This window comes from Mesobacillus subterraneus (assembly GCF_003937825.1).
Lineage (GTDB): Bacteria > Bacillota > Bacilli > Bacillales > Cytobacillaceae > Mesobacillus > Mesobacillus subterraneus.
Window position 1 is genome coordinate 33,579 of record NZ_RSFW01000025.1, and the last position, 19,048, is coordinate 52,626.

The 19,048-nt window shown below is 45.8% G+C and carries 19 protein-coding genes and 1 other annotated feature; of the genes, 18 read left to right on the forward strand and 1 reads right to left on the reverse strand.

The genetic code is table 11. From position 1 onward, the window contains the following. The first annotated feature begins 41 nt into the window (after positions 1-41). The 17 genes from recD2 (at position 42) to EJA10_RS19690 (ending at position 17,329) form a co-directional block, all read left to right on the forward strand. Positions 42-2,489 carry an SF1B family DNA helicase RecD2 gene (recD2, locus tag EJA10_RS19610; protein ID WP_125481725.1) on the forward strand — a complete coding sequence of 816 codons (2,448 nt, stop codon included), beginning with the start codon at positions 42-44 and terminating at the stop codon, positions 2,487-2,489. A 264-nt stretch (positions 2,490-2,753) separates the two neighbouring features. Further along, positions 2,754-3,221 (forward strand): PRC-barrel domain-containing protein, encoded by a 468-nt coding sequence (locus EJA10_RS19615; RefSeq protein WP_125481726.1) that lies wholly within the window; start codon positions 2,754-2,756, stop codon positions 3,219-3,221. A gap of 18 nt (positions 3,222-3,239) precedes the next feature. Beyond that, positions 3,240-3,431 (forward strand): hypothetical protein, encoded by a 192-nt coding sequence (locus tag EJA10_RS19620; RefSeq protein WP_125481727.1) that lies wholly within the window; start codon positions 3,240-3,242, stop codon positions 3,429-3,431. A gap of 24 nt (positions 3,432-3,455) precedes the next feature. Then, positions 3,456-3,590 carry a YrzQ family protein gene (locus tag EJA10_RS19625; RefSeq protein ID WP_125481728.1) on the forward strand — a complete coding sequence of 45 codons (135 nt, stop codon included), beginning with the start codon at positions 3,456-3,458 and terminating at the stop codon, positions 3,588-3,590. A 106-nt stretch (positions 3,591-3,696) separates the two neighbouring features. Then, complete coding sequence (locus tag EJA10_RS19630; RefSeq protein ID WP_125481729.1) at positions 3,697-4,776, forward strand: AI-2E family transporter; 1,080 nt, start codon at positions 3,697-3,699, stop codon at positions 4,774-4,776. A gap of 65 nt (positions 4,777-4,841) precedes the next feature. Further along, positions 4,842-5,054 (forward strand) — a binding site (T-box leader). Between the two features lie 74 nt (positions 5,055-5,128). Then, positions 5,129-7,762 carry an alanine--tRNA ligase gene (gene alaS / locus EJA10_RS19635; protein ID WP_125481730.1) on the forward strand — a complete coding sequence of 878 codons (2,634 nt, stop codon included), beginning with the start codon at positions 5,129-5,131 and terminating at the stop codon, positions 7,760-7,762. Between the two features lie 78 nt (positions 7,763-7,840). After that, entirely contained in the window at positions 7,841-8,110 is a 270-nt protein-coding gene (locus EJA10_RS19640) for an IreB family regulatory phosphoprotein (RefSeq protein WP_125481775.1), read from the forward strand. Beyond that, a complete protein-coding gene (gene ruvX, locus EJA10_RS19645) occupies positions 8,111-8,527 on the forward strand; it encodes a Holliday junction resolvase RuvX (protein ID WP_125481731.1) in 417 nt (138 codons plus the stop codon). 15 nt (positions 8,528-8,542) lie between these two features. Continuing rightward, positions 8,543-8,830, forward strand: a complete 288-nt coding sequence (locus tag EJA10_RS19650) for a DUF1292 domain-containing protein (protein WP_125481732.1) — start codon at positions 8,543-8,545, stop codon at positions 8,828-8,830. A gap of 277 nt (positions 8,831-9,107) precedes the next feature. After that, on the forward strand, positions 9,108-10,250 hold the full coding sequence (gene mltG, locus EJA10_RS19655) for an endolytic transglycosylase MltG (protein WP_125481733.1): 1,143 nt from the start codon (positions 9,108-9,110) through the stop codon (positions 10,248-10,250). Between the two features lie 297 nt (positions 10,251-10,547). Beyond that, positions 10,548-11,186 (forward strand): O-methyltransferase, encoded by a 639-nt coding sequence (locus EJA10_RS19660; protein ID WP_125481734.1) that lies wholly within the window; start codon positions 10,548-10,550, stop codon positions 11,184-11,186. Positions 11,187-11,191: 5 nt separating this feature from the next. Continuing rightward, positions 11,192-12,121 (forward strand): peptidase U32 family protein, encoded by a 930-nt coding sequence (locus EJA10_RS19665; RefSeq protein ID WP_125481735.1) that lies wholly within the window; start codon positions 11,192-11,194, stop codon positions 12,119-12,121. Between the two features lie 24 nt (positions 12,122-12,145). After that, a complete protein-coding gene (locus EJA10_RS19670) occupies positions 12,146-13,414 on the forward strand; it encodes a peptidase U32 family protein (RefSeq protein WP_125481736.1) in 1,269 nt (422 codons plus the stop codon). Position 13,415: 1 nt separating this feature from the next. Further along, on the forward strand, positions 13,416-14,051 hold the full coding sequence (udk, locus tag EJA10_RS19675; protein ID WP_125481737.1) for a uridine kinase: 636 nt from the start codon (positions 13,416-13,418) through the stop codon (positions 14,049-14,051). A 201-nt stretch (positions 14,052-14,252) separates the two neighbouring features. Beyond that, the gene (gene greA / locus EJA10_RS19680; protein ID WP_125481738.1) at positions 14,253-14,729 is read left to right on the forward strand and encodes a transcription elongation factor GreA; all 477 of its coding nucleotides are present in this window, start codon (positions 14,253-14,255) and stop codon (positions 14,727-14,729) included. Positions 14,730-14,786: 57 nt separating this feature from the next. Beyond that, on the forward strand, positions 14,787-16,568 hold the full coding sequence (locus EJA10_RS19685) for a peptidoglycan D,D-transpeptidase FtsI family protein (RefSeq protein WP_125481739.1): 1,782 nt from the start codon (positions 14,787-14,789) through the stop codon (positions 16,566-16,568). Positions 16,569-16,642: 74 nt separating this feature from the next. Next, complete coding sequence (locus EJA10_RS19690; protein WP_125481740.1) at positions 16,643-17,329, forward strand: DUF1510 family protein; 687 nt, start codon at positions 16,643-16,645, stop codon at positions 17,327-17,329. 29 nt (positions 17,330-17,358) lie between these two features. Here EJA10_RS19690 and EJA10_RS19695 read toward each other — a convergent pair whose 3' ends face one another. Then, positions 17,359-17,565 carry a YrzA family protein gene (locus tag EJA10_RS19695; RefSeq protein WP_125481741.1) on the reverse strand — a complete coding sequence of 69 codons (207 nt, stop codon included), beginning with the start codon at positions 17,563-17,565 and terminating at the stop codon, positions 17,359-17,361. A 175-nt stretch (positions 17,566-17,740) separates the two neighbouring features. Here EJA10_RS19695 and EJA10_RS19700 point away from each other — a divergent pair, with 175 nt between their 5' ends. Further along, positions 17,741-19,039, forward strand: a complete 1,299-nt coding sequence (locus EJA10_RS19700; protein ID WP_125481742.1) for an amidohydrolase family protein — start codon at positions 17,741-17,743, stop codon at positions 19,037-19,039. Positions 19,040-19,048: the final 9 nt, after the last annotated feature.

Sequence of the window (19,048 nt, forward strand, 5' to 3'; positions counted from 1 at the left end):
ATGTCTTAAGTTACAGTGCTGTGTAAAGGGGGGAAGGAACTTTGGAAAAACAGGACAGTCTTGATTTGTTCTCTGAACAGGGCAAGTTCATGAAAGGAAAACATCTCGTCACGATTTTTCACAATGAGCAAAATCTTTATACAGTCCTGCGAATCAGGGTCGAGGAAACGAATGAACAGTACGAAGATAAAGAGGCTGTCATAACAGGGTACTTCCCCCGGATCCATGAGCAGGAGACCTATATCTTCTTTGGTGAAGTAAAAGAGCATCCAAAGTTTGGCGTGCAGTTCCATGCAACCCACTTCAGGAAGGACCTTCCCCAGTCAAAGCAGGGAATCGTCAGCTATCTGTCAAGTGACCTGTTTAAGGGGATTGGAAAGAAAACAGCAGAGAAAATCGTTGATACACTTGGGGAAAGGGCGATCACCAGGATTATCGAGAACCCATCTGTCCTTGATCAGATACCGAAACTCGCACCTGACAAAGCGAAAGAGCTTTACGATGCGCTGATGGAGCACCAGGGACTGGAGCAGGTGATGGTTGCCTTGAATCAGTATGGTTTTGGACCACAGCTTTCGATGAAGATTTACCAGGTTTATAAGGAACAAGCAATCGAGATCATCCAGAACAACCCTTATAAATTGGTTGAAGATATCGAAGGAATTGGCTTTGGAAGGGCGGACGAACTTGGCGGCCAGCTGGGATTGACCGGGAATCACCCAGACCGGATCAAAGCAGCCTGCCTGTATACCCTTGAGAATTCGAGCCTTCAGGGCGGCCATGTCTATATGGAGGCAGAAGCCCTGCTGCTGGATGTGAAAAAACTCCTTGAAGACAACCAGAATATCGAAATTGATTTTACTGATATATCAAGGGAAATAATCAAACTCGGAGAAGAAGGCAAGCTGATTGCCGAGGAACAAAAATTATATCTTCCATCGCTTTATTTTTCCGAAAAAGGGCTGGTAAACAGCATTAAACGGATTCTTGAGCAGACGGAGTATGAGGACCAGTTCCCTGAATCGGAATTCCTGATTGCGCTTGGAAATCTGGAAGAACGCCTTGGTGTCCAATATGGCCCAAGCCAAAAGGAAGCAATCCAGACAGCACTGATGTCGCCGATGATGATTTTGACTGGCGGTCCCGGTACCGGAAAAACGACGGTAATCAAAGGAATCGTTGAACTCTATGCAGAGCTGCATGGGTGTTCTTTGGATCCAAAAGATTATAAAAAAGAGGAGCCCTATCCCTTCCTGCTGGCGGCACCAACCGGACGAGCGGCCAAGCGGATGACCGAGTCGACTGGCCTGCCTGCGGTGACAATCCATCGACTTTTACGCTGGAATGGAGCGGATGGATTTGAACATAACGAGGATCAGCCTCTTGAAGGAAAACTTCTGATTATCGATGAAACCTCTATGGTCGATACGTGGCTGGCACATCAACTGTTTAAATCTCTTCCTGACCATATCCAGGTGATCGTTGTGGGGGATGAAGACCAGCTCCCTTCGGTTGGCCCGGGACAGGTGCTGAAGGATCTTCTGGATTCAGCCCGCATTCCAACAGTGAGGCTGACAGATATTTATCGGCAGGCAGAAGGATCATCCATCATTGAATTGGCCCACCAAATTAAAAATGGGTTTCTGCCTGATGATATTTCGGCCCAGCAGCCAGACCGTTCTTTTATTAAGTGTCATACCAGCCAGATTCCCCAAGTAGTCGAAAAGGTTGTCGCCAATGCGAAAAAGAAGGGCTATTCACCAAAAAACATACAGGTATTGGCTCCGATGTACCGCGGGCCTGCCGGGATTGACCGACTGAATGAGCTTCTGCAGGAATTATTCAATCCGAACTCCGATGGATCCCGGAAAGAGCTTGCCTTTGGCGATGTGAAATACCGGATTGGCGATAAGGTTCTCCAATTGGTTAACCAGCCTGAGGCCAATGTTTTTAACGGAGATATGGGCGAAGTTGTCGCGATTTTTTACGCAAAGGAAAATACCGAGAAACAAGACCAGCTCATCGTTTCCTTTGAAGGCATTGAGGTAACCTATAACCGGCCGGATCTATCCCAAATCACTCATGCGTATTGCTGTTCCGTCCATAAATCGCAGGGAAGTGAATTTCCGATTGTCGTTCTGCCGGTCGTAAAAAGCTACTACAGGATGCTGCGAAGGAACTTGATTTATACCGCAATCACGAGAAGCAAACAGTTCCTGATTCTTGTAGGTGAAGAAGATGCCCTGAAAATGGGGATTGAGCGCGGGGACGATAACCAGAGGAACACGACACTTGTCGAAAGACTTGCTCAGATGCTGCCAGACCTTAATGGAGTTGAGAAAGCACAGGAACAGCACGGGGATGGAGCAAAGCGGTCTGTTACAGCTGGGGATCCGGAAGAGGCTGATTATGTCGAAATCATCAGAAATGCAGACCCAATGATTGGGATGGGCAGCCTGACACCATATGATTTTATGGAGGAAGCATAAGAATTCGCTGGAAGGATATCAGCGGATTCTTTTTTTAGGGCTGTTTTAGGATTGGCCCGACTTCGGACAAAATCCGGTGGAGCCGTAGTGAAAATGTCCGAAGATGGCAGGACTTTGGACAAAATCCGGTGGAGCAGTAAAAATGTCCGAAGATGACAAGATCCATGGCTTTTTGAAAAAACGATTTCAATGGAAAACCTTACACCTCATGATTCCCCATATGAGAGCGGAAACTAAGAGTGTTCGGAAAGGCGGGACACACTTTTGCGGACATTTTCACTTTTGAAGGGGTTACCTGTGTATGAATTGGCAAATGGTCAAAAACTGGGCGAAGTTTGTGACATTAGCATCTCAAGTGATGGAAGCGTAGTAGGCTTACTTGTAAAAAAGGGTGCGTTCATCAAGAAAACGTTTCAAATAAGAATCGATGCGGTCGCTTCTTTCGGTGACGATGGAATCATGGTTGAAGACCAGTCTGCATTGGAGTCAATAGAGACAGAACCGGAATTCACATTCGAACACCACCAAAGCCTTGCTGGCAAAATGCTCCTTTCCAAAGAGGGAGAACAGCTTGGACTGTTGGAGGACGTATATTTTCATGAAGAATTGGGCACGATTGTAGGGTACGAATTAACGGATGGCTTTTTTTCGGATATCGCGAATGGAAAGCGTGTGGTCAAAACCACGGATCCCCCTGCAATCGGAAAGGATGCCATCATCGTCACTGTATAATCGAGATGAGGTGTCCTTATGTTAAGTTGCCCGAATTGCAAAAGCAAGGATATCGGTAAAATCGGTATCAACCAATATTACTGCTGGAACTGCTTCATTGAACTGTCTCTGGATAAAGGCCTGATCCATACCCATCAAGTCGAGGAAGATGGCACATTGAGCTCACTCGACGATTTATTTGATGAGGATCAACGTCAATACGGCATGTAAAATAAAATGAAGAGGTGAAACACAATGAATAAAATGTTAACCTCCGTAATTGCTTTTGGTGCTGGTATGGCCGCATACAACTATGCTTCCAACAACAATATGATGTCCGGAAGAAAAATGAAGAAACTAGGCAAAAGAATGACAAGAGCTTTGTTTTAGAGCTGAATTTAAATAAACACAATCCCCTGTATTTTATGCAGGGGATTTTTCCTGTATAAACAGCTCCCTTTCTTTCAAGAATAAACAGGAAGGAGGGCGTGATGTAATGAATATCCAGATGAAATGGTATTACCGGCTTGGATTTCTACTCCTTTTGTTTATTGTTCTCTTTATTTTTGTAAAACTGCAGGCATTATGGGTGCCTGTCCTGGAAGTGCTCGTTACGCTGCTTATTCCTTTTTCGGTGGCTGCGTTCATTACATACTTGCTTCACCCGATTGTGGAGGGACTTCATCAACGGGGCCTCCACCGGGGAGTGGCCATCCTGATCATTTATATCTTGTTTTTTGGCGGATTGGGTTTTGCTTTTTACAAGGGAATACCTGCTATGATCATTCAGCTGAGGGACCTGGCGGAGAACGCTCCTTATTTTGCGGCTCAATATAAGGATATGATCAATAACATCATGGACCAGACTGAGACATGGCCAGCTGGCATCCACCAGCGGATTGAGGATGGCATCAACAGAATGGAGGCATGGCTGGACGGAGTGCTTGCAGGGGCGATGACCTTCCTGATGGATATCGTCAATTCGATTCTTACTATCGCTGTAATTCCTTTCATTGCCTTTTATATGCTGAAGGATTTTGATGCGATGAAAAAAGCGGCATGGTATCTCACTCCACGGCAATGGAGGCAGCCGGGCACCCAATTCCTTCATGAAGTCGACAAATCCCTGGGAAGCTATATACGGGGTCAGTTGCTCGTCTGCCTGGTAATCGGGGTTCTGTCCACGATCTTCTTTTGGATTGCCGGAATTAAATACGCTCTCCTGCTTGGAGCGATCGTCGGCATCACCAATGTCATCCCGTACTTTGGCCCAATCATCGGGGCAATCCCGGCCGTCATCATTGCTGCTACCATGTCTGTGAAAATGGTCGTGATTTCTCTCGTCATTGTTTTTTCTTTGCAGTTCCTTGAGGGGAATATTCTGTCCCCATTAATTGTTGGGAAAAGCCTGCACATGCATCCGCTGATGATCATGTTCGCGCTTTTGGCCGGTGGGGAAATAGGCGGAATCCTGGGATTGATCCTTGCTGTCCCAGTATTGGTAGTGCTGAGGGCAGCGCTGATTCATGCAAAGGACCATATTATCCTTGAGAGGAAAAAGCAGCGCCAGACATAAATTTGGCCAACTCGTTTGACAAACGGGTTATGGCTATATATAATTCGGCTATAAGAATAATAATTAGTAAAATGTAGAAGGAACGAGTATGTTATAGACCATCGTCCAGAGAGGGATTTCCAGGCTGAAAGAATCCCCGGTGAAGGATAACAGAAGGCTATTCCGGAGTGCAGGCAAAACCTGCCGTAGCAGCTGCGTTAAAGCGTTATTGAGAGATGGGCGCATGTTTTTAGTGTCCATAATCAGGGTGGTACCGCGAGCAAGCTCTCGTCCCTGTCCAGGGATGAGGGCTTTTTTTGTTGCCTAAAATCCCTGAAAGCTTAAATTTCAATAGGATTTAGGAGGTAACTATATGAAGAAACTGACAGGTTCAGAAATCAGGAAAATGTATTTGGAATTTTTTAAGGAAAAAGGACATGCCATTGAGCCGAGCGCATCACTCGTTCCTCATGACGATCCATCCTTGCTATGGATCAACAGCGGTGTCGCTACCCTGAAAAAATATTTTGACGGCCGCGTCGTACCTGAGAATCCGCGGATCACAAACGCACAAAAATCGATCCGTACAAACGATATCGAAAACGTTGGAAAGACTGCACGTCACCATACTTTCTTTGAAATGCTCGGGAATTTCTCGATTGGCGACTATTTCAAGGTAGAAGCAATTGAATTCGCATGGGAATTCCTCACCGATGAAAAATGGATCGGCTTTGACCCTGAGAAACTGTCTGTGACGATTCACCCAGAGGATGACGAGGCGTTCAGCATCTGGAAGGATAAGATTGGCGTTCCTGAAGAGCGCATCATCCGTCTTGGAGGGAACTTCTGGGATATCGGCGAAGGCCCAAGCGGACCGAACACCGAGATATTCTACGACAGGGGACCAGAATACGGGAATGACCCTGAAGACCCTGAATTGTATCCAGGTGGAGAGAATGAACGTTATCTCGAAGTCTGGAACCTTGTTTTCTCTGAGTTCAATCATAATCCGGACGGCACTTATACGCCGCTTCCGAAAAAGAACATCGATACGGGAATGGGCTTGGAGCGTATGGCGTGCGTAGTCCAGGACGTTCCGACCAACTTTGACACAGACCTGTTCATGCCGATCATTAACTCGACTGAAGAAGTTTCCGGCGAAAAGTATGGAGTATCCAAAGAAAAGGACGAGGCATTCAAAGTAATTGCTGACCATACCCGTACAGTGGCATTCGCTGTCGGCGATGGTGCATTGCCTTCAAACGAGGGCCGCGGTTACGTCCTCCGCAGATTGCTTCGCCGTGCCGTCCGTTACGCGAAGAAGCTGAACATCAACCGTCCGTTCATGTATGAACTGGTTCCTGTCGTTGGTGAAATCATGCATGATTTTTACCCGGAAGTGAAGGAAAAGACTGACTTCATCCAGAAGGTCATCAAAAACGAAGAAGACCGCTTCCATGAAACCCTCCATGAAGGGCTGGCTATTCTCTCAGGATTGATCAAGAAGGAGAAGGAAAAGGGCAGCGGCATGATCCAGGGTGAAGATGTATTCCGTTTATATGACACCTATGGCTTCCCTGTTGAGTTAACCGAAGAATATGCTGAAGAAGAAGGCTTGAAGGTTGACCATGAAGGTTTTGAAAGAGAGATGGAGCTTCAGCGTGAGAGAGCGCGTGCTGCACGTCAGGATGCTGGTTCGATGCAGGTGCAGGGCGGCGTGCTTGGAGATATTAAGGAAAGCAGCGAATTTGTCGGCTATGACACTTTCGAAACAACCAGCAAGATTGTTACCTTGGTAAAGAACGGCGAACTTGTTGAGGAAGCCAAGGCTGGAGAAGAAATCCAGCTGATCCTCGATGTCACTCCATTCTACGCAGAAAGCGGCGGCCAGATTGCAGACAAGGGTACAATCAAGTCAGATGGCGTCAAGCTGTCAGTCAAGGATGTAAAGAAAGCGCCTAATGGCCAAAACCTTCACAGCGTGGTTGTGGAAGAAGGTACAGTGACCACAGGCATGGAAGTGACAGCTACACTTGACCAGGAAAATCGTACAAGTATTATTAAGAACCATACTGCAACACACTTGCTCCATCAGGCGTTGAAGGATGTTCTTGGAACGCACGTGAACCAGGCGGGATCGCTTGTAGAGCCTGACCGTCTGCGTTTTGACTTCTCGCACTTCGGGCAGGTAACGGCTGAGGAGCTTGAAAAAGTAGAAGCAATCGTCAACGAAAAAATTTGGAGAAGCATCCAAGTCGAAACAAGCTTCAAACCAATTGCAGAAGCGAAAGCAATGGGTGCGATGGCATTGTTCGGCGAAAAGTACGGCGATATCGTCCGCGTTGTTAAAGTCGGAGATTACAGCCTGGAGCTTTGCGGTGGCTGCCATGTACCTAATACATCTGTGATCGGTTTGTTCAAGATCGTGTCTGAAGGCGGGATTGGTGCAGGTACGAGAAGGATTGAAGCCGTTACTGGCGAAGCTGCTTACAAGGTGCTGAACGACCAGATCAGCATTTTGAAAGATGCTGCTGCAAAATTGAAGACGTCTCCTAAAGAAGTGGCGAACAGAATTGATACAATGCTTGTTGAAATGAAACAGCTTCAGCGTGAAAATGAATCTCTTGCTGCTAAATTGGGTAATATTGAAGCAGGAAGTCTTACATCCAAGGTCAAGGAAATTAATGGTGTCCAATTGCTGGCAGCACGTGTCCAGGCTTCAGATATGAACAGCCTGCGCAACATGGCTGATGATTTGAAGCAGAAACTTGGCTCTGCAGTCATCCTGCTTGGAATGACAGACGGCAGCAAAGTGAACCTGATTGCAGCTGTGACGGATGATTTGATCAAGAAAGGCTATCAGGCTGGAAAACTGATCAAGGAAGCTGCAGCGATTTGCGGCGGCGGAGGCGGAGGCCGCCCGGATATGGCTCAGGCTGGCGGAAAAGACCCATCAAAACTCGACAATGCGCTTCAATTTGCCGAAGAATGGGTAAAATCAATTTGATATAAAAGCAAAGTAGTGTAGAATGAAGGTAACTTGAAGAAAATTTTACCTGCCATTTTTAAAAGTGAGGTGCATTCGATGAGCTCGTTTGACAAGACGATGAGATTCAATTTTCCCGAAGAGCCATTTGAGCATGATGCCAATGAAGTGCTTCTGCAGGTCTATGAGGCTCTGCAGGAAAAAGGATATAACCCGATTAACCAGATTGTCGGATATTTGCTCTCTGGCGACCCGGCCTATATTCCGCGCCATCGCGATGCCCGCAACATCATCCGCAAGCTGGAGCGGGATGAAATCATCGAGGAACTGGTTAAATCCTACTTGAGGAACCAACGAGAGGGGAAATAAATGCGGATCATGGGATTGGATGTCGGCTCGAAAACAGTCGGCATTGCGCTGAGCGACGAACTGGGTTGGACTGCTCAGGGTCTGGATACACTTAAAATCAACGAAGAAGAAAATGTGTTTGGTTTTGAGGAATTAGGTAAAATAATAAAAGAGAACCAAGTCGACAAAGTTGTCGTCGGCTTGCCTAAGAACATGAACGGCACAATCGGTCCCCGCGGCGAAGCCAGCCAATTCTACGCAAGGGAATTGGAAGAGAGGTTCGGCATCCCTGTCATCCTTTGGGACGAGCGCCTGACGACAGTCGCTGCCGAACGGGTTTTGCTCGAGGCGGACGTAAGCCGGAAAAAACGCAAGAAGGTCATTGATAAAATGGCTGCAGTAATGATTTTACAAGGCTACTTGAACAGCCAAAATTAAATTGAGGTGACTTAAATGGATCACGGCGAAAACAACATCACAGTAGTAGACGAAAACGGCAACGAACAATTATGCGAAGTCCTTTTCACATTTGACTCAGAAGAGTTCGGAAAGTCATATGTGCTGTACTACCCAATCGGCGCTGAAGAAAGCGAAGATGAAGAAATCGAAATCCACGCATCAGCTTTCACTCCAACAGAAGACAATGAAGATGGCGAACTGATGCCAATCGAAACAGACGAGGAATGGGACATGATCGAAGAAATGCTCGAAACATTCCTTGCAGAGCAGGACGAGGAATAATCCACTGAAATGACCAGGTGTAATAGCCTGGTCTTTTTATTTGCCCTGCTCTGTCAAATCTCGCTGTTTGAACCTCCCACTCAGAGTTCTCCCAGAACCCCCGTCACCCATCTAAACCTTACCTTACCCCGCCTTGTCGGATTATAAGTTTATTTGTCGCCTGTGGTATTTTTTCGTAATTATTTGCAAATAAAAATAAAAAATATAGTATAATGGTTCGAGATGTAAAAATAGAGAGTATCCAGGAAATCACCATTGTTAACTGGAGGGGGAACTTATGTCTGACGAGAAAAATATAAAAAAAGATAAAAAACAGCTGATCAGGGAAAAATTGATCGAGCACCAGAGTGAGGCACGTGTCGTTAGGAAGATCGTATTCATTGTGTCCGTTTTAGCGATCCTGCTCATCGGTGCTGTCGGCGGCGGAGGCTACTACTATATAAAAGAAGCCTTGAAGCCGGTAGACGAGAACAGCAAGAAAACCATCGATGTCAATATCCCGATCGGGTCTTCCACAACTGGAATTGGTAAAATCCTCGAAGATAATGGGGTTATCCGGGATGCCCGAATCTTTAAATACTATGTGAAGTTCAAGAATGAGGCCGGTTTTATGGCCGGTGATTATAAGATGAAGCCGTCGATGACGCTTCCTGAAATCATCACCAGCCTGAAAACAGGCAAGGTCATGCAGGATGTAGTCATGAAGATCACGATTCCAGAAGGGAAGCAGCTGAAGCAGATAGCAGGGATCATTGCTGAGAAAACTCAGCAGGATCAGGAGGAAATCTTCAAGCAGCTGAATGACAAGGATTTCATCACGAAAATGATGGCCAAATACCCTGATGTTCTTACAGAGGACATTCTCAAGGAAAATGTGAAATACCCACTTGAAGGATACTTGTTCCCGGCCACCTATCCATTCTATTCTGAAAAGCCGACTGTCGAGGAAATCGTTACGGTCATGCTGACCAAAACAAAGGAAGTAATCGGCGAATTCAGAGGCCAGATGGAAGAACGTGAAATGTCTACACACGAACTGATGACAATGGCCTCACTGATTGAAGAAGAAGCTACCCAAAAAGCAGACCGTGATAAAATCGCAAGTGTATTTTATAATCGGATGGAAGAGGGCATGATGCTCCAGACAGACCCGACTGTTCTTTATGCGCATGGCGAACACAAGGACAGGGTTTTCTACAAGGACCTTGAAATCGATGACCCTTATAACACCTATAAAATCATGGGGCTGCCACCAGGGCCAATTGCAAACCCTGGCGTCATGTCGATCGAGGCTGCGCTGGCACCCGCTGAGACAGACTTTTTCTACTTCCTTGCAACCTCAACAGGTGATGTCATTTTTACAAGGACATTAGCCGACCATAATCGGGAAGTAGCGAAGCATATTACAAATAAAGAATAGGCAGTAAAATACAGGGAAATGCAGAAAGGTTAGCATTTCCCTTCTTATTGTGATAAAATAATTCAAGTGTTTTTACGAGCAATAAAAATGTACTGTCCAGTGCAGCTCATGATCTGAGCTTCGCTTTCCTGATAGCGTGCATTGCAGATGTAAGAGTCGCGGCTTTTTGGCTGAAGATACCCGTATGGCAATTCCAGAAGGTACTTCTCTTATCCTGTGAACGCTTTTTTTTCATGTTTGGACAGGCAATTCATATCCAACTTGGCTGTAAAAGCCATTGAATAGAGGTGAAGCAGCTTGCTGAATGATAAGCTGCAGGAATATTTGGATTCTCTGATCCATCCGAGACAGGACCTGCTTGGGGAGATGGAGGAGTACGCACAGCAAAATGGTGTGCCAATCATGGAGCCGGCAGGAATTGAAACGATGCTTCAGCTCTTGAGGATCCAGCAGCCTGAAATGATATTGGAAGTGGGAACAGCGATAGGATACTCCGCGCTGAGGATGGCATTTGCCCTTCCTGAAGCGAAGGTGGTCACACTCGAACGGGATGAGGATAGATTCATGCTTGCTGTTGAATATATAAGAAGAGCGGCCAAGCAGGATCAAATTATCCAGATCAAGGGAGATGCACTAAAGCTTGAGCAGGAAGTAAGCAGATATGCCCCATTTGACACCATTTTCATTGATGCTGCAAAAGGGCAATATAAGAGATTCTTCGAAATGTATTCCAGCTATTTGAAGCCTGGAGGCATGATTGTAACCGATAACGTTCTTTTTAAAGGGCTTGTATATCATCAGGAGGCGGAGAGCAAGAGAGTCCGCAGCCTGGTAAAAAAAATAGATGAATTCAACCGCTGGCTTTCATCCAACCCGGAGTATGATACCATCATCCTTCCGATTGGCGATGGTGTCGCGGTTAGTAAGAAGAGGTGAACGGAATGAATAAACCTGAATTATTGGTAACTCCAACGTCTGTTGAGGATATCATCCCACTGGTAGAAGCAGGAGCGGATGCTTTCCTGATTGGCGAGCAAAAATTCGGCTTGCGCCTTGCAGGTGAGTTTACGCGTGACGATGTCAAAAAAGCAACCGAATTGGCACACTCAAATGGCAAAAAAGTGTACGTAGCTATGAATGCGCTGTTCCATAATGAAAAGATCGATTTGCTTGGCGACTACCTGGCATTCCTTCAGAGTGTGAATGTTGATGGCGTCACATTCGGCGATCCGGCTGTATTGATGGCTGCGAAGGAGCATACTCCTGATATGAAGCTGCATTGGAGCACGGAAATAACAGGCACCAACTGGTATACTTGCAATTACTGGGGCCGAAAAGGTGCAAAACGTGCTGTTCTTGCCAGGGAAATCAATATGGATGCGATTGTCGAAATCAAGGAAAATGCTGAAGTGGAGATTGAAGTACAGGTTCACGGGATGATGAACATGTTTCAATCGAAACGACCGCTTCTTGGACATTACTTTGAATATCAAGGCAAGGCGCTGGAAGTTGAAAACCGCAGACAGGAACGCGATATGTTCCTACACGACAAAGAGCGTGAGAATAAATACCCGATCTTCGAAGACGAAAATGGGACACACATCATGAGCCCGAATGATATTTGCATCATCGATGAGCTGACTGAGCTTATTGAAGCAGGAATCGATTCTTTAAAAATTGACGGGATTCTGAAGACTCCGGAATATATCCTTGAAGTAACAAGACTTTACCGTAAAGCCATTGATATGGCAGTCGATAATCCGGACCAGTACGATGAAGAAAAAGATGGCTTGCTGGAAGAAGCTGAAGCACTCCAGCCGCCTAACCGTCCGCTTGACACAGGCTTCTTCTTCAAAGAAACGGTTTATTAAGAGAAACACTAAGGAGGTAGCGTTATGACAGCAATAGCAGACAAGATTTCACAAATTGTCGACGGAAAACGTGTCATTGTGAAGAAACCGGAACTGCTTGCGCCTGCCGGAAATCTTGAAAAATTGAAGATTGCCGTCCATTATGGTGCAGATGCCGTCTTTATTGGCGGACAGGAGTATGGTTTGCGTTCAAACGCAGATAATTTCACTTTCGAGGAAATGAAGGAAGGCGTCGAATTCGCCAAGAAATACGGCGCTAAAATATATGTAACAACAAACATCTTTGCCCATAACGAGAACATCGATGGACTTGAGGACTACCTATTGGGCCTGAAAGAAGCTGGAGTGCACGGCATCATCGTTGCAGACCCGCTGATCATTGAAACCTGCCGCAGAGTCGCTCCGGAAATCGAGGTTCACCTGAGCACGCAGCAGTCACTCTCAAACTGGAAGGCTGTCCAGTTCTGGAAGGAAGAAGGATTAGAGCGTGTCGTTCTTGCTCGTGAGACAAGCGGGGAAGAAATAAGGGAAATGAAGGAAAAGGTTGATATTGAAATCGAAACATTCATCCATGGCGCGATGTGTATCGCATATTCCGGACGCTGTACTTTGAGCAACCATATGACGGCCCGTGATTCAAACCGTGGAGGTTGCTGCCAGTCATGCCGCTGGGATTATGATTTGTACAAGCTCGAAGGAAGCGATGAAAATCCACTATATACGGAAGGCGATGCGCCGTTTGCAATGAGCCCGAAGGATCTTAAGCTGATCGAATCGATTCCGCGCATGATTGAGCTTGGGATTGACAGCTTGAAAATCGAAGGCCGAATGAAGTCCATTCACTATATTGCAACAGTAGTAAGTGTGTATCGCAAAGTGATTGATGCTTATTGTGCGGATCCTGAGAACTTCGAAATCAAGCAGGAGTGGCTCGAGGAACTTGATAAATGTGCGAACCGTGAGACAGCAACTGCCTTCTTTGAGGGAGTTCCTGGGTATAAAGAGCAAATGTTTGGAAACCATAGCAAGAAGACGACTTTCGACTTTGCCGGCCTTGTGCTTGATTACGATGCAGAAACCCAAATGGTGACACTGCAGCAAAGGAACTATTTCAAGCCAGGCGATGAAGTTGAATTCTTTGGCCCGGAAATCGAGAACTTCACGCATGTAATCGATAAAATCTGGGATGAAGATGGCAATGAGCTGGATGTAGCGCGCCATCCTCTGCAAATCGTCAAATTCAAGATGGACAAGCCTGTCTACCCAAATAACATGATGCGGAAGGAGAAGTAGAATGGACCGCAAGCCTGTTGTAATTGGTGTAGCCGGCGGTTCCGGCTCAGGTAAAACAAGTGTTACAAAAGCGATCATTGACAGTTTCAAAGGCCATTCAATCCTGATGATTGAACAGGACTATTATTACAAGGATCAAAGCAATTTGCCGATGGAAGAACGTTTGAAGACAAACTACGACCATCCACTGGCATTTGATAATGATTTGTTAATCGAGCACATTCAGAAGCTGCTTCGCTATGAACCAATCGAAAAGCCTGTTTACGATTATGCTGTTCATACCAGATCCAGTGAAATCATTCATGTAGAGCCTAAGGATGTCATCATTTTGGAAGGAATCCTGATTCTTGAGGATGAAAGATTGCGCGACTTGATGGATATGAAACTGTATGTGGATACGGACGCAGACTTGAGGATCATCCGCAGGCTTCTCCGCGACATCAAAGAGCGAGGGCGTTCGATGGATTCAGTCATTGAACAATACGTGAGTGTTGTAAGACCGATGCATAATCAATTCATCGAGCCAACGAAGCGTTATGCTGATATTATCATCCCCGAAGGCGGGCATAATCATGTCGCGATCGATTTAATGGTAACAAAAATTCAAACAATTCTTGAACAAAAATCATTTTTATGACACAATAACATAGATAAAGTGGACAAGGGAGTGCTTGTAAAAAGTGCTTCCATTTTCACAGATAGAATGGCCCAGTAATGGACCTGCTTAAAAATGCGCGCCCTGACAAAGGACGCGCTCCTGTATATTTTTCAGGTTACATAATATAATATTACACAATCTATTATGGGGAATTGTGAAGACTAGAAGGAGTGAAGGATTTTGGCTACAGAAAAAGTTTTTCCTATGACAGCGGCAGGGAAAGAAAAGCTAGAGCAAGAATTGGAAATGTTGAAAACGGTTAAACGTAAAGAAGTGGTTGAGAGAATCAAGATCGCCCGCAGCTTTGGCGACTTATCAGAGAACTCTGAGTACGATTCTGCAAAAGAAGAACAAGCATTTGTTGAGGGACGTATCACGACTCTTGAAAATATGATCCGCAACGCAAAAATCATCAAGGAAGACGAGCTGAGCACAGACGCAGTCAGCCTTGGCCGCACGGTGACTTTCGTCGAGCTTCCTGATGGCGATGAAGAATCATACACAATCGTCGGCAGCGCTGAGGCAGACCCGTTTGAAGGAAAGATTTCAAATGATTCTCCGATTGCCAAGAGCCTGATGGCCAAAAAAGTAGGAGATGAAGTGACGGTCCAGACTCCTGGCGGCGAAATGAACGTCCGAATCACTTCAATTAAATAACGTGAACATAGTTTGAAACCTTAACACCTCGTCAACACTTTTGACGAGGTGTTTTTTATGCGTAAAAACAGACTGATGGTATGGATCAGCATCTGCATCATGGGTATGTGTATGCTTATGTTCAGGCTTGCTCAGTTGCAGTTGATCGATACAGAGTCATTTTCAAAGCATGGAATCAATCTGATTGAAGCGAGTGTCAAACAGAGATCGCAGGAGATGATCGTCGATAATGGCAGGGGGAATTTCCTGGATCGTTCAGGAAAACCTTTGTCCTACGAAACATCATCTGTTCTTGTCCTGTTCCCATTCTTGAAAAAAATGGACTGGCAGGCAGAAAAGGTGGCGCAGACAATCGGTGTTTCACCAGAATCATTGAAGTACGCAGTAGAAAAATCCAAAGAACCATTCGCCTACGGGACTCCCGATCCGGTCATCCTGACGAGAAGCCAGATGGATGCCATCAATGAAATGGAAATTCCCGGTGTATTCGCGGTAGAGCGCAAGTATCCGCTCGAAAGGATTCCGGCTGCCCAGCTGCTCGGTATCATCGGAGAAAATGACGGTGAATTAAAAACCCGCTATGGCGACAAAGAATTCCTGCCAAGAACCTTGATTGGACTTTCCGGGCTGGAGAAAAGCTTTGATGAGTTTTTGGTCGCCGAAGGAAAATCCAAGCTTGTCTATCATGTGGATGGAGAAGGCGCTCCGCTCTTTGGAATCAATGTCAAATACATTGAACCTGCGAACCCTTTTTATCCAATCAATCTGCAAACCTCGATAGACAAAAATCTGCAGCTGATCATGGAAGATATGGTGGACAGGCACAAAATCAGCAATGGCGGCATCGTGCTTCTGGATATCGAAACGAATAGCATCCTGTCGATGGTGTCAAGGCCTGTCATCACTAAGGGCAAACCGTTTGGTGACAAAGGGATCGAGAATATGATGGTCAAGCAGCATATCCCTGGCTCTGTGTTTAAGACAGTTGTCGCAGCAGCAGCAATCGATCATGGACTGGATGATCCGGCCCGCTTATTTGATTGCAGCAAAAAAATCAATGGTGACCCGGATCCAAAGTATGACCACGGAATGCTGAACTTCAGTGATAGTTTTGCCGTGAGCTGCAATCGGACCTTTGGCGAGGTTGCGAGGGAATTGCAGGAGAAAGACCCTCATATCCTCGAAAAATATGCGGAAATGCTATCGTTAACAGGAGGTGTTGGCTGGCGGGGAGATATTTTTCATCTGGAAGATTTTAATCAGCTTCAGGATGAGGAAAAGGGCAGAGTATTCCTGTCAGATGAGGCACGAAAGGATCGCAATTTTTCCGCTCTGTCAGGAATTGGGCAGCATGAAGTAAGGACATCACCTCTTGCGGTCGCAAACATGATGGCGACCATTGCCCGTGGCGGCCAAAAAGAAATGGTCCGTGCTGTTCTTTCTGTCCAATATCAGAATGGCAGCAAAATGACTGAATTCTCCGAGGACAGGCTCAAGGGGCAAAAGATATCTTCCATTACAGCTATGAAGCTGCAAAAGCTTTTGCGGGAAGTGGTCATCAATGAGGACGGAACGGGGAGATGGTTCAGGGACTTGCCGTATGCTGTCGCAGGGAAATCAGGCACAGCAGAGACAGGTATCTATAAGGATAAAAAACAGCTGCACAATAAATGGTTCGCAGGCTATTTTCCTTATGAGAATCCCAAATATGCGCTCGTAGCCATCAATTTAGGAGTCCCTGAAGATGAAGGGGGAGTCAACCTGCTTTTTGCGGATATAGTAAAAGAAGTCTATAACTATAATCATGGTTCAGTGGCCGAAGGACCCGAAAGCAATTAGATAAAGATAAAATCCTTCAAGTTTGCTTCAAGTCATGGTAGAATGTTGACAACCTTATAAGGGAGGGAAAGATCTTGAAGCATGATTATGACAACCTAAATGAGGGGTCCCGGTCGAGTGCACGGGCAAAACGAAGAAAAACCAACCTTATTTTAAATAGCTTGATCGTTGTCGTTATTTTGTTGATTGGTATCGTATCTTTTAACATTTTCTTCAGCAATGACGAAGGGGCTGCCGATAATGGAGACGTTGCGGCAGGAGAGGATAATGCCGCAGCACCTTCCGGCAATAATGACAGCAACAAAGATGTGAAGCAAAATGACAGCGATCAGAAAGATGGCGCTGAAGAAGAAGGAACTGAATCTGAAGAGGCAGCGGAGGAAGAAGCCGAAGACGGTGAGGAATCGGGTGAACCGATTGTGACAGAAGGCGGAAGTGACGCCAATGTCAAACAGACAATCCAGAATCCGGAGTGGAAACCGGTCGGCACTACTCAATCAGGGGAACACAATACTGTTTTTAATGAGAATTCAGCAGACTGGCAGGAAATGATCCTTGCATATTCATATGCAACTGGTATAGATAAAAACAATATGACGGTCTGGTGGAATGAAAATGGCGGTGCACCCAATACAGCGATCGGCACGGTTTCGGCCAAGGGAAGTGACCAGACTTACAGAGTGGCAATCGAGTGGGTCGATGGACAAGGCTGGAAGCCGGTCAGAGTCGAAGAATTGATCCAGAATGATAAAAGACCGTAACGGGTTTAGGGGCTCAGTGAATGGGCCCCTTACTTTTTCGCTTTGAAATGGACAACAGCCGAATAAAACAGCCGGCCTTTGTCATCCAGGTGCATTTGGTGTGAAACGTGGTGGACCGACAGCATGATCGCCTTATTGATCTCAATTTGTTTATTTATTTTTTGTTCAAGCGACTTTAAATCCACCGCCTCGAAAAATTCTACTTTATCCTCGATCAAATCAAATTGGAAATCCATGTATTTACTCCTTTCTTAAATGCCAAGGCAGATGCCTTCCCAATAAAAATAGCAAATTCTCTATAAAAATAAAACTTTTTTTGATAAATTAAAACGACAGGCATATTTCAGCATGCATCACCCCATTCTAGTACAGAAAGTGCTAGAATAGTGTCAATACATAGGAGAGATCACAATGGCATGGAAGTTATTATATAATGGCACCATCATAACCAGTAATGTAAAAGACGAAGTGATAGAGAACGGAGCAATCGGTTTTGAAGATGGCAAGATTATCTATGTCGGTGAAACACCGGAAGATAAGTCGTCCTATAACGAAACAGTCGATTTGAGGGGCAACTATGTCCTTCCCGGATTGGTGAATACCCATGGACATACGCCTATGTCTTTATTAAGAGGCTATGCAGATGATTTGCATCTGCAAACATGGCTGGAAAACAAGATTTGGCCGCTGGAAGCTAAATATACACCAGAACACGCGAAATGGGGGGCAAGGCTGTCTATTCTGGAAATGATCCGGACTGGGACGACCACCTTTGTTGATATGTACGACAATATGGATGAAGTGGCAAAAGCAGTGGAGGAAGCCGGCATTCGTGGTGTGCTGTGCCGTGGTGTGATCGGGTTCGGATCAGAGGAACTGCGCCAGAGCAAGCTTGAAGAAGCGGCAGCTTTTGCGAAGAACTGGAATCACGCTGCAGATGGACGAATCACGACCATGCTGTCACCCCATTCTCCGTATACTTGTTCACCAGAATACATCACCCACATCATTGATCGGTCAGCAGAACTGAACGTACCGCTGCATACGCATATGTCTGAAACGAAGTATGAAGTAGATCAAAACATCGAAGAATTTGGCGTGACACCGGTGGCACATTTGGACAAGCTGGGCTTCTTCGACCGTCCATCGCTTGTTGCCCATGCCGTTCATGTTGATGGAGAGGATATTGAGATCCTTGCCCGGAAGGATGTAAAAGTCTCTCATAATATCATCAGCAATCTCAAGCTTGGCAGCGGGATTGCTCCAATCGGCAATATGCTTGCCAAAGGAGTAACCGTTAGCTTAGGGACTGACAGTGTGGCTTCCAATAATAATTTGGACCTTTTTGAAGAGCTTAAGGCTGTTGCTACGGTTCATAAGGGAGCCGCCCAGGATGCAACGGCTGTCACTGCCCGGCAGGCTTTAAGGATGGCGACGGTTTCAGGAGCAGCCTCGGTCTGGCTCGACGAACGGATTGGTTCCCTGGAAGCAGGGAAGGATGCAGATCTAATCGTAGTGGATTCGAATCAGTCATTCTATTATCCAAAGCATAACCCAATCTCACATCTCGTTTATTCCGGATCTGGCAGGGATGTAAGGGATGTATATGTCAAGGGAAAACAAATCATGGCTAACCGTCAGTTCATGACAATCGATGAAGAGAAAGTCCTCTATGAAGCAAATCGGATGTCCAGGATACTGACAGAATAACAATTGCGG